Raw genomic sequence first — 11048 nt, forward strand, 5'->3', positions numbered from 1 at the left:
GCGCCACGCTCGCGTCCGGCCGGCAGGGCTGCACGGAGTAGGGGGACCGCCTGGCGCCTCGCGGGACGCGAGACGTCCGGCTGGCGCCCGGCCTGTCGGGTTCGCGCCCGGGGGATCCATCGCGCCTCACCGCGGCGCCCGGAACGTCATCGCCGGGTGCGCGGTGGTCGGTGGGCTGTCCTGCCTGTGGGGCGCGGCGCGGGTGCTGTTCGCCGATCCGGCCCGCATGTGCGGCACGCCGTCGTGGCCACGACCCGGCTGGGACCGGTTCGAGGAGGGGTTCTTCCCGCCCCGTGCGACCTGTCACTGGGGCGACGGACGGGTGGAGGATCTGGTCTCCCCCTGGGTCGGTCCTGCCTGGACGGTCAGCCTCGGGCTGGCCGCCGCCTGCGTGGTCACGTCGGCGGTCGCCCGCTACCGGAAGGAACACCGGCGTTGAGCGACACCGTCCCCGAACTCACGCGCCGAACGTGGGGCACCGCGTCAGGTCGGGGCGCAGGCGGCATCGACGCGCTCGCCCCTGCGCCCCCCCGGCGGGACGGTGGTCACCGCCCGGTCAACCGGCAACGGCGGACCGGGCGGGAGCATGTTCGGGCCGTAGCCCGTCGGCGGTGTGCCCGACCTCCGCGAACCTGAGCGCGGGTTTCTCCAGGACCGTGCGCCGTGCCCGGCGCGACGGCGCCGCGACCGCGGCGGAGGACGTCGGGAGGGTGAACCACACGACCTTGCCGGACTCGCCGTCCGGCCGGACGCCCCAGCTCTCGCTCATGGCGGCCACCATCGCGAGCCCGCGCCCGCAGGTCGCCAGCGGCTCGGCGTCGTCGACCACGGGCATCCGTGGGTCGTGGTCGCGTACCGAGACCGTGAGCCGGTCGAGCAGCAGCTCTATCTCCACGGTGCACGTCTTGTCGGGCTGGGCGTGCCGGTGGACGTTGGACAACAGCTCCGTCACGCCGAGCGAGGCCCGGTCGATCAGGGCGTCCAGGTGCCAGTAGCGCAACTGCGCTGAGACGATTCTGCGGACCTGGCCGATCCGCGACGGCAGGGCTTGGAGCTCCACCGTGCAGTGCCTGCTTGGGTAGCTGATCACGGCTGCGACTCCCCGACGTGAGGTCCGGAAGAACACGGAGTTCGGATCCAGCAGGGCGCCTTCGTGACACTGCCGCCCGCTGTCGTGGCCGGCGGGCTGGTTCGCAGCGTTATCGCCGGTAAACCCAGAGTGACGTGAGACCAGAGTGACGCAGGGGGTAAGGGACCGCAACTCGCGGACATCTCAGTCGCCGCGCCCCGCCGCCCTGCGTACGGCCTCGATGAAGCGCCGTGCGGCGGGCGGCCCCGGCTCGCCCGGAGCGGGGTCGTGGTCGCCCAGGGTGAGCAGGTACCGATTGCCGTTGAGATCCGCCGTGGCCCGGTCATCGGGGCCGAACCAGGGCTTGGAGGCGCGCACCGCCTGCACCGGCGCGCTGTCGATCTCACTGCCGTAACTGGTCAGCAGCTCGAGCCGGCCGTCGTTGATCCGGACCTGTCCGGCCCGGGTGAGCGAACGCAGCCGCTTCCCGATCCGCACGCCCGTGGCCCTGAACTCCGGCTCCGCCATGCCGCCCGCCCCCTTGTGCGCGTCGGTGCACCGGCCCCCGCTCTCCGCGGTACCCGGCACAGGCTCGTGTCCTGATCCAGTGTGCCCCCGTCCGGATGCTTGCTCCGGTTGGTGCCTCGCCCCTTGCCGGGTACCCCGTTCGGAGCCCCGGTCCCGCGGTGAAGTCTGCCCCCACCCGGCGCCGAGCACCAGTCCAGCGGACCCCCTCTCCTGGGGGCGCCCGGAGCACACACGCCAGTGCGCCCCCTGGACCGCGCGCCCCCTTGCCCCGGGCCCTGCCCCAGGGGGCGCTTTGGGGGGCTCAAAGGTGCGTTTATGCAGGTGAGAAGCGTGTGGAAGGTGCATATGATCGGGGTGTCGGCCGCGCGACGCGTCGTCGGCGCGCAGCGTTAGGAGCCCCCTCGTGAGCACTCCCCAGCAGACCCGGACCGGCGTGACCCTCGACGTCGACCACAGTGACATCGCCTACCGCGCATGGCTGAAAGAAGCCGTCCGCAGAGTCCAGGCCGACGCCAACCGCTCGGCCGACACGCACCTGCTCCACTTCCCCCTGCCGGAGCGGTGGGGCATCGACCTGTACCTGAAGGACGAGTCCACCCACCCCACCGGCAGCCTCAAACACCGGCTCGCCCGCTCCCTCTTCCTCTACGGCCTCTGCAACGGCTGGATCCGGCCGGACCGCCCGGTGATCGAGGCCTCCAGCGGCTCGACGGCCGTCTCCGAGGCGTACTTCGCGAAGCTCATCGGCGTGCCCTTCATCGCCGTCATGCCGCGCACGACGAGCGCCGAGAAGATCCGCCTCATCGAGTTCCACGCCGGCCGGTGCCACTTCGTGGACGACCCCCGCACGATGTACGAGGAGTCCGCCCGCCTCGCGGCCGAGACCGGCGGCCACTACATGGACCAGTTCACCTATGCCGAACGGGCCACGGACTGGCGCGGCAACAACAACATCGCCGAGTCCATCTTCCGGCAGCTGCGCATGGAGCGGTTCCCCGAGCCGGCGTGGATCGTCGCCACGGCGGGCACCGGGGGCACCTCGGCGACCCTCGCGCGCTACGTCCACTACATGCAGTACGACACCCGCGTCTGCGTGGCCGACCCCGAGAACTCGTGTTTCTTCGAGGGCTGGACCACCGGCGATCCGGACGTCACCTACGACTGCGGCTCCCGCATCGAGGGCATCGGCCGGCCCCGTATGGAACCCAGCTTCGTGCCCGGCGCGATCGACCGGATGATGAAGGTGCCCGACGCGGCCAGCGTCGCCGCGGTACGGGCACTGGAGCGCGCCATCGGCCGCAAGGCGGGCGGCTCGACCGGCACGGGCCTGTGGAGCGCGCTGAAGATCGTCGCGGAGATGGTGTCCGAGGGACGGCAGGGGAGCGTCGTGACGCTGCTGTGCGACCCCGGGGACCGGTATCTCGACAAGTACTACTCGGACACCTGGCTGGCCGCCCAGGGGCTGGACATCGAGCCGTACACCGCCGCGATCGACTCGCTGCTGGAGACGGGCGTCTGGCCCGACTGAGCCGAGATCCCGGTCCCGTCGGCGCGCGGCGCTACGACGCCGCCAGCCTGCGGTCCAGCGCCGTGACGGCGTCCCGGAACGCCTTGGCCTGAGCCGCCCGTACCGGTTTCATGGCGAGCCGGTACGCCGCCGTCCCGTCGGTCGCGAACGTCCACCGCACCCGGGTCCCGGTGCCGGCCGGGGCGAGCCGCCACTCCTCGGCGATCGCCCGCACCCCGGGCACGTTGGTGACGTCGACGCGATAGGCGTACACCTCGGGTCCCTCCGCCGCGATGACCGACTCCCGGAACCGGACGCCTCCCATGAGGCGGATGTCGCGCCCTTTCCCGCCGTCGACCGGACGGGCGGCCGTCACCTGGGGGAACCAGTCGGCCCAGCCGGGCACGTCCTCCAGGGCGCGGTAGACGGCCTCCACCGGAGCGGAGATCTCCCGTGCGAAGACGTGCCGTACGGGCGCGACCCCGACGAAGTCGAGCCCCACCGGGCGCAGACGGTGAGCCATGGACGAAGCCCTCCTGTGTGGGAGCGGGCGATGACCGGCAGCGTCACCCTGACTGGCGACCCGTCAGCTGTCAGTCTCTTCCTCGGGCTCCCCGGCCACCACCAGCCGCCGCAGGTGCTCCACGACCACCCCGCGCGCCTCGTCCGGCAGACCGGCGTCCGTCACGAGTGTGTCGATCCGCTCCAGCGAGGCGAACGAACTCAAGCCGACCTTGCCCCACTTGGTGTGGTCGGCGACCACGACGACCCGCCGGGCCGACTGCACGAGCCGCCGGTTCGTCTCCGCCTCCGCGAGGTTCGGAGTCGAGAGGCCGGCCTCCACCGATATGCCGTGCACCCCGAGGAACAGCAGGTCGAAGTGGAGCGCCGCGATCGCCTGGTCGGCGACCGGCCCCACCAGCGAGTCGGACGGGGTGCGCACACCGCCGGTCAGCACGACAGTGGCCGCGCCCTGCCGCGGGCCCGAGGTGCGCTGCGCCGCGTGGAACACGTCGGCCACCCGCACCGAGTTGGTGACCACCGTCAGGTCGGGCACGTCCAGCAGCTGCTGTGCCAGCGCGTACGTCGTCGTACCGCCGGACAGGGCGATCGCCGCGCCCGGCGCGACCAGCTTGGCCGCGGCCCGTGCGATGTCCTCCTTGGCGGTCAGCTCCAGCCCCGACTTGGCCTCGAAGCCCGGCTCGTGCGTACTCGCCTCGACCACCGGGACAGCGCCGCCGTGCACCTTCTCCAGCACGCCCTGGCGGGCGAGCGCGTCGAGGTCGCGGCGGACCGTCATGTCCGACACGCCGAGCTTGCGCGTCAGCTCGTTGACCCGGACCCCGCCCCGGCGGCGGACCTCGTCGAGGATCAGGGATCGCCGCTGCTCCGCGAGGAGGTTCTGATTCTCGCTCACGTACGCTCCGGTCCTTTCGCCTCAATGCCGTCCGACAGGCCCAGCACACCTGGCCCAACCAGGACATTCTCCCCCGGCTCCGGTGCGCGGACGCCCCATCCTTGCATGTCGGGGAGCCGGCGGCGCCACCGACCGCTCGTCGCGCACATGTCACCCGACGCCGCACCCGTCGTTCCGCAGTGTTACGGATCGGGGAGATTCCGTGACAGGAGGTGTGCGGCGCCGCAGAAGTGGAGATCCTTGTGCCCGCACGGACAGAGCCGACGGCGTGTCACGGGGGAAGTGCGAATCAGTGGAACGTGCGCGGGAACATGACTCGACCGGCGGGCCCGACCAGCCCGCCCGGCGGCCCGGTGAGACCGGGACCGCCCTGGAACTCCTGGTCCACGGCGTGGGCGGCACCACGCCGCAGGAGATGCTCAACGATCCGCGCACGGTGCGGATCACCGGCGACGACATCGCGGCCGTCTTCCGGCGCGCCGACGACGTCGACGCGGAGCGCAGCCCCGACGACCGCCGCCGCGACGGACCCGTGCCCGAGGCCTACGTCTGGTGCAATCTCACCTCCGGCAACGGCACCCGGGCCCTGTGGCTGTTGCTGCTGCCGTTCATGGTCGTCAACCTCGCCCACTGGATGCGCCCCAGCGCCCGGGGCCACCGCCGCACGGTGCGCCTGTACGGCCTCCTGGTGCGGCTCACGGGGCTCACCCTGACGGTGCTGCTCGTCGCGGCGGCCTGCGAGGTCGCCCTCGACCTGGCGGCCTGGCAGTGCGCGGGCACGCGCGCGTGCGCCGACCGGCACTCCTGGCTGGGCTTCCTCTCGCCCACCGTCTCGGACGGCGGCTGGTGGAACAGCCCCGGCCGCAGGCTCGCCCTGGCGTCCTTCGTCCCGACCGCCCTGACCGTCCTGCTGTGGTACCTGTCCCGGCGCACCTGGAGCGACTACGAGTCCCAGCAGCCGCCGACCCGCGACCCCGAGCCCGACGAGGACGGCGGCGGCTCGACCGCGCTGGGCCGGCCCGGCTTCTGGTACGGACGCCGGCTGGTGGCCCGGCTGCGTGCCGCGCACACCGCCGCCGGGCTGGTCACGGTCGCCGCCGCGGTCGCCGGCGCCGCCGCCCGCCACGACCGCGAGCCCGGCGGCCCCGCCGTACTGAACATCCTGGGCCTGCTCCTGGAGGCAGCCCTCGCGGCCTGCGCGGTCGCCGTGGTGTGGGTGGTGTGCCGCCGGGGCCGCAGCGAGAGACGCATCGACCGGGAACTCGATGAGCGCTTCGTACGACGCCTGCCGCTCGCCGCCCTCGTCCTGCTCGCCCTGGCCCTGCTGTACGCGGGGTGGGAGCGGCCCGGCTGGGAGTCGGCCGGCCGACTGCCGGGCGACGCCACCTTCGGCGGTCTCGCCGCGGTCCAGGGCCTGCTCGTGATCGTCCTCGCCGGCGTCGCCTACGCACTGCACCGCACCGACCCCGACCGGCGGGCCGTGCTGCGGGGCCTCGGCGGACCGGCCGTCGCGATGCTGGCCTGCGCCCTGGGCGGGGTGATGTCCGGCGGTGTGTCGCAGCGCGTGTCCGACTGGCTGGACGGCACCGGGACGTCGATCGACGGCCCGCCGGTCCTGCTGACCTGGCAGGCGTCCGTGATCCCGCCCCTGATCGTGGTGCTCCTGGTGCTCTTCGGCTGGCTGGCCCACCGCGCCTGGCAGCTCGCCCGCGCCGAACGCGAGGCGGTGGCACGCGACTACCCGGACGAGGCCCAGGACCGCGCCCGCACCCGCCGTATCGCCTACACCCGCGCGATGGCCTCCCTCACCGACCGGGGACCCCGCATCGTCGCCGTCACCTCCGGTGTCACCCTGCTGCTCGGTGCCGGAGCCCTCGTGGGCGCCCTGACCACCGACGAGACACCGGGCGAGGCGGCACAGGGCACCTACCCCGTCGTCCACGGCGCCGCCGAGACCGCCCAGGCCCTCGGCTCCTGGCTGATCGGCCTCGGCTTCATACTCTTCGTCACCTGGGGCAGGCGCGCCTACAAGGACGCCGCCGCCCGCCGCACCATCGGCATCCTGTGGGACGTCGGCACCTTCTGGCCGCGCGCCGCCCACCCCTTCGCCCCGCCCTGCTACGCCGAGCGCGCGGTGCCCGACCTGACCTGGCGGATCGCGACCTGGACCCGCGTCACCGGCGGACGGCTGGTCATCTCCGGGCACTCGCAGGGCAGCGTGCTCGCCGCCGCCGCGGCCTGGCAACTCGCGCCGTCCACCCGCAAACGCGTCGCGCTGCTGACATACGGCTCCCCGCTGGAGCGGCTCTACGGCCGCTGGTTCCCGGCGCACTTCGGCCCCGCCGCGCTCGGCTCCCTGCACCGGGAGGTCGACTGCTGGCGCAACCTTTACCGGCTCACCGATCCCATCGGCGGCCCGGTGCGCCTGCCCGGCAACCACGACCTCGGGGTCGACCACGTGCCGTTGCAGGATCCCCTCTCCTACGGCCGCAACGACATGCACCCGCTGCCCGCGCCGATCCTCGGCCACTCCGACTACCAGGCGGATCCGGCGTTCGCCGAGGAGCGCCGCAAGCTGCTGGCCCGGCTGCGGCCGGACCTGCCGGCACCCCGGCACACGGCCGAGCAGCCCTGCCCCGGTCCGGAGGCGGAGCCTCAGAGCAACTCGGGCAGGTCCTCCGCGTAGAGCAGGGTCAGGTCGTCCGTGCTCGGCTCGGCGAACTGGGCGACCCGGCTCGCGTGCCGCTCCACCATCGCCTCGAAGGTCTGCCGCGCGGTACGGCCGTTGCCGAACGCCGGGCCCTTCGGGAGCTGAGTGAAGTACGTCCGCAGGGCCTGAGCCGCGCCGGGCGCCAGCCGGTACTCGTGCTCCTCGGCCTGCTGCTCCACGATCCGCAGCAGGTCCTCGGGGCCGTAGTCGCTGAAGGTGATGGTCCGCGAGAAGCGGGACGCCACACCGGGGTTGACCGACAGGAAGCGCTCCATCTCGGCCGTGTAGCCCGCGACGATCACCACGACCGCGTCCCGGTGGTCCTCCATCAGCTTCACCAGCGTGTCGATGGCCTCCTTGCCGAAGTCGCGGCCCGCGTCCTCCGGGGACAGCGCGTACGCCTCGTCGATGAACAGCACGCCGCCGCGCGCCTTCTCGAAGGCCTCCTGCGTGCGGATCGCCGTCGAGCCGATGTGCTCGCCCACCAGGTCGACCCGGGAAACCTCGACCAGGTGGCCCTTCTCCAGCACACCGAGGGACGCGAGGATCTCGCCGTACAGCCGCGCGACCGTCGTCTTGCCCGTGCCGGGGGAGCCCGTGAAGACCAGATGCCGCTTGACCGACGCCGCCTTCAGGCCCGCCTGCTGCCGGCGCCGGCCGACCTCGATCATGTCCGTGAGGGCGCGCACCTCGCGCTTGACGCTCTCCAGGCCCACCAGCGCGTCCAGTTCGCCGAGGACGTCCTTGGAGCTTCGGGCCGGTTGCTCGGGCTCCGCGACCGGGGCCGGGGCCGGGGGCTCCGGTTCGGTGCGCTGCCCCGGGACCGCGCCCAGCAGGCCGGGGGAGTGGCTCACCGTCTGCACGGCCGTCTCCCGCGCCGCCGGGGGCCGCACTCCCGCGCTCTCGTCGCTGGTGCAGTCCTCGACCAGGGGGCCCGCCCCGGAGGACGCGTCCGCGCCGCTGTCCGCGAACTCGTAGCCGCCGCGCGCGCACCGCTCCGTGCGGCACTTGCGCAGCGTCGTACGGCTGCCGTCGATCACATGGAAGCCGTAGCCGCCGCTGCCCGTCACCCGGCAGTTGTGGAAGCTGCCGCGGCCTCCGGCCGACACGTACACCCCCGCCTCCGCGGGTGAGTCGATCGTGCAGCGCTCCACCGTGGGGTCGGCGCCCTTGGTGACGATGACGCCGGTCTGGGTGCCGTCCAGCGTGCAGTTGCTGAGGGTGCCGCCGCTGCCGTGGTCGCGGAACCAGGCGCCCGTGGCCGCGTCCCGGATCCGGCAGTCGTCGAGCTGGGCTGTCGCACCGTCGCTCACCGACACGGCCGTGTTGCGCACCTGCGACAGGTCACTGTCGACGACGTCCGCGCGCGAGCCGCGGTCGAGGACGAACAGGGCGTCCGGCACGTCGTGCACCCGGCACGAGTCGAGCACCGCGGTGGCCCCGTCGCTCACCCACACCGCCGGGTAGTCGCCCGTGCTGTCGAAGATCTCGCACTGGTTGGCGTCCACGCGCGTGCCCGGGTCCCACACCGACAGGCCGTTGCGCCCGAACTGCCGCACCGTGGTGCGGGTCAGCGTGAGGACGGAGCGGGAACGCAGGTCGACCGCGTTCTCCGGGATGTCGTGGATACGGCAGTCGGCCAGCGTCAGCACGGCGTCGGTGTCGAGCGTGACTCCGTCGGCCGTCGTGCGGTGCACATCGCAGTCGGTGAGGTGCGCGGTGGCCCGGCCGGTGATCTGCACACCGCTGCCCCGGACCTCGTAGATCTCGCAGCCCACCGCCTCCAGCGCCGAGTTCTCCCCGGTCGCCGACAGGCCCGAGCCCGAGGTGTGGTGCACCCGGCAGCGCTCCAGACGGGGGTGGGCGCCGCCGCGCACCGCCACGCCCGCCTGGCCGGCCGCGACGACCTCGCACTCCTCGAACACCCCGCCCGCGCCGTCGAGTACGGCGATGCCGATGCCCGCCGGATTGTCGACCGCGCAACGCCGGACCGTGGGCCGGGCGTTGCCGCGCACCTCGATCCCGGCCGCCGACCGCGTGACCACTCGTACGTTGCTCAGCTCCGGAGTGCCCTCCTCCACCAGCACCGCCGGGGCGGCCGCGTCCTGGCCCTCCACGTACAGGTCCTGGACCACCGCCGAGGCGCGCACGGTCAGCGGCACGCCGTCCGCGGGCGCGATCCGCACCGAGCCGGGGGAGCCCTCGGGGCCGCGCAGGGTCACCGCGCGCTGCACGACGAGGTTCTCCCGGTAGGTGCCGGGGGCGACCGTGAGGACGTCTCCGTCGGCCGCGGCCTCCAGGGCAGCGGCGAGCGATGCGTACTCACCCGTGCGGCGCCGCCACCGCGACGTGCCGGTGTGCGTCACCTGGACCGTGCCCTGTGCCATGGTGTAGCTGTGCCCCCACCTCGGTCGTACTGATGGCTCGTTCGCCTTCGGGACGCTGCCACCGGTGTCGGGACCGCGACCGGGCCGGGCCCTCGGGCCTGCGCGCGCACGCGGCATCGAAACCGGCGCGCCCCTCCTGCTCGCTCGCGCGCGGGTTGTGCCGAACGGTTCGGCCGGACCACCGTAGCGTGCGCGCGGGTGGTGGGTTGACCAGAGCCGGAAGGCTGTCAGCTGCCGGTGCCCGTCCTGCCCCAGTCCGGGCCCGCCTTGTCCCATGCATGGTCCCAACGGGCGTACCTGCGGCGGACCATGCGCCAGACGATCAGCCGTCTGCCGCCCTCGACGAGACCGCCGGCCGCCAGGGCCGCGCCGAAGCCGGCGAGGACCGCGTGCGTCGACGCCGTCGCGGAGTCGAGGGGGCGGGCCACCATCCGGCCGTGCCGGTCGGTCCATATCCGGAACTCGTCGCCCTGCTGCGGGTCCTTGAGGCTCGCCAGCACCGGGCCCTGATGTGCGGTGCCGTCCGGTGCCGTCCAGTCGGCGAGGACGCGGTTGCGCAGATCCCGGCCCGTGGAGGTCTCCGGGTCGGCGTCCAGCGGGGAGCGGTCGAGCTTGCGGACCACTGTGGCCGTCACCAGGTGCCGCGCTTCGTGCTGCTCGCGGACGGAGCGCTGAAGGGCGTCCTGGGCGGCGCCCCCGACGAGGGAGCCGGCCACCGGCGCGGCCAGGAGGATCAGCACCAGGGCCGCCAGCGCCACCCAGGCCTCGGCCAGATCGGTCGCGCGGCACAGCGGGTTGCGCCGCCAGCGCCAGAGTCCGCTGATCGCTCGCACCGCCTGCACCCCCCTTCCCGCTCCGTGATAACCCCCGGCCGAGCCGTCCACGCGCCAACCGGGCGAAGAGAGAGCGAAATCACCTCTCACCGGCGACTCTCATGAACTTCTCACACAAGCCCAACGCCCGGGCGTCGGGGGCGGTTCCCGCCCGGGGGCGCCGACCGGAGGCCCCGCTACTCGAGGATGCTGACCGGGTCGCCGACCCGGATGGTGCCCCGGGACAGGGGCACCAGGTTCTGCCCGAAGACCAGATTGCCGTCGAGCCGCCGGTGCCGCCCCAGGCTGTACAGGGGCTCGCGGCCGCGCTCACCCGTGCCCTGGTCGGTGGTGGTCACCAGGCACCGTCCGCAGGTCTTGGCGACGCGGAAGGACACGTCCCCGATGGCGAGGCGCGACCAGCCGTCCTCGGCCCAGGCGTCGGTGCCCGCCACGACCACGCTCGGCCGGAAACGGTTCATGGGGAGCGGACCCTCGTCCGCGTGATCACCCTGCGCGATCAGGGCGTTGAGGGCGTCGAGGGAGGCCGTCGTGGTGAGCAGCAGCGGAAAGCCGTCGGCGAAGGAGACGGTCTCGCCGGGACGCGCGTACTCCGGG

The 11048-nt window shown here is 73.4% G+C and carries 10 protein-coding genes; 3 read left to right on the plus strand and 7 right to left on the minus strand.

Translation table 11 applies throughout. The annotated features are described in order from the left end of the window. The first annotated feature begins 163 nt into the window (after nt 1–163). A complete protein-coding gene (locus AOQ53_RS29320; protein ID WP_059421824.1) occupies nt 164–439 on the plus strand; it encodes a hypothetical protein in 276 nt (91 codons plus the stop codon). Nucleotides 440–556: 117 nt separating this feature from the next. On the opposite strand, the gene AOQ53_RS29325 is transcribed toward AOQ53_RS29320, so the two are convergent. Together AOQ53_RS29325 and AOQ53_RS29330 are read right to left on the minus strand one after the other, a co-directional pair. After that, the gene (locus tag AOQ53_RS29325) at nt 557–1090 is read right to left on the minus strand and encodes an ATP-binding protein (protein WP_174523367.1); all 534 of its coding nucleotides are present in this window, start codon (nt 1088–1090) and stop codon (nt 557–559) included. 183 nt (nt 1091–1273) lie between these two features. Then, nucleotides 1274–1597 carry a hypothetical protein gene (locus AOQ53_RS29330; protein WP_059421834.1) on the minus strand — a complete coding sequence of 108 codons (324 nt, stop codon included), beginning with the start codon at nt 1595–1597 and terminating at the stop codon, nt 1274–1276. A gap of 403 nt (nt 1598–2000) precedes the next feature. Between AOQ53_RS29330 and cds1 the strand changes: the two genes are divergently transcribed. Continuing rightward, entirely contained in the window at nt 2001–3125 is a 1125-nt protein-coding gene (gene cds1 / locus AOQ53_RS29335; RefSeq protein ID WP_059421825.1) for an L-cysteine desulfhydrase Cds1, read from the plus strand. Nucleotides 3126–3156: 31 nt separating this feature from the next. On the opposite strand, the gene AOQ53_RS29340 is transcribed toward cds1, so the two are convergent. Both AOQ53_RS29340 and AOQ53_RS29345 read right to left on the minus strand, forming a co-directional pair. Further along, complete coding sequence (locus tag AOQ53_RS29340) at nt 3157–3627, minus strand: SRPBCC family protein (RefSeq protein ID WP_059421826.1); 471 nt, start codon at nt 3625–3627, stop codon at nt 3157–3159. Nucleotides 3628–3690: 63 nt separating this feature from the next. Further along, on the minus strand, nt 3691–4521 hold the full coding sequence (locus AOQ53_RS29345; RefSeq protein WP_059421827.1) for a DeoR/GlpR family DNA-binding transcription regulator: 831 nt from the start codon (nt 4519–4521) through the stop codon (nt 3691–3693). A gap of 292 nt (nt 4522–4813) precedes the next feature. On the opposite strand from AOQ53_RS29345, the gene AOQ53_RS29350 reads away from it, so the two are divergent. Then, nucleotides 4814–7207 (plus strand): hypothetical protein, encoded by a 2394-nt coding sequence (locus AOQ53_RS29350; RefSeq protein WP_059421828.1) that lies wholly within the window; start codon nt 4814–4816, stop codon nt 7205–7207. Here AOQ53_RS29350 and AOQ53_RS29355 read toward each other — a convergent pair. From AOQ53_RS29355 to AOQ53_RS29365, 3 genes are all read right to left on the minus strand, one after another. After that, nucleotides 7177–9618, minus strand: a complete 2442-nt coding sequence (locus tag AOQ53_RS29355) for a right-handed parallel beta-helix repeat-containing protein (RefSeq protein ID WP_059421830.1) — start codon at nt 9616–9618, stop codon at nt 7177–7179. The genes AOQ53_RS29350 and AOQ53_RS29355 overlap by 31 nt on opposite strands. Before the next feature lie 227 nt (nt 9619–9845). Further along, nucleotides 9846–10451, minus strand: coding sequence for an Rv1733c family protein (locus tag AOQ53_RS29360; RefSeq protein ID WP_059421836.1), 606 nt, complete (start codon nt 10449–10451; stop codon nt 9846–9848). A gap of 176 nt (nt 10452–10627) precedes the next feature. After that, nucleotides 10628–11048: MOSC domain-containing protein (locus AOQ53_RS29365; protein ID WP_148640389.1), on the minus strand; the 421-nt coding region annotated here is incomplete at its 5' end.

Source organism: Streptomyces azureus (genome assembly GCF_001270025.1).
In the GTDB taxonomy this organism is placed as follows: Bacteria; Actinomycetota; Actinomycetes; order Streptomycetales; family Streptomycetaceae; genus Streptomyces; species Streptomyces azureus.

What these genes read in the sequence shown, in the direction of transcription:
- AOQ53_RS29330 (WP_059421834.1), bottom strand. Translation starts at nt 1,597, where the DNA reads ATGGCGGAGCCGGAGTTCAGGGCCACGGGCGTGCGGATCGGGAAGCGG.
- AOQ53_RS29355 (WP_059421830.1), bottom strand. Translation starts at nt 9,618, where the DNA reads ATGGCACAGGGCACGGTCCAGGTGACGCACACCGGCACGTCGCGGTGG.
- AOQ53_RS29340 (WP_059421826.1), bottom strand. Translation starts at nt 3,627, where the DNA reads ATGGCTCACCGTCTGCGCCCGGTGGGGCTCGACTTCGTCGGGGTCGCG.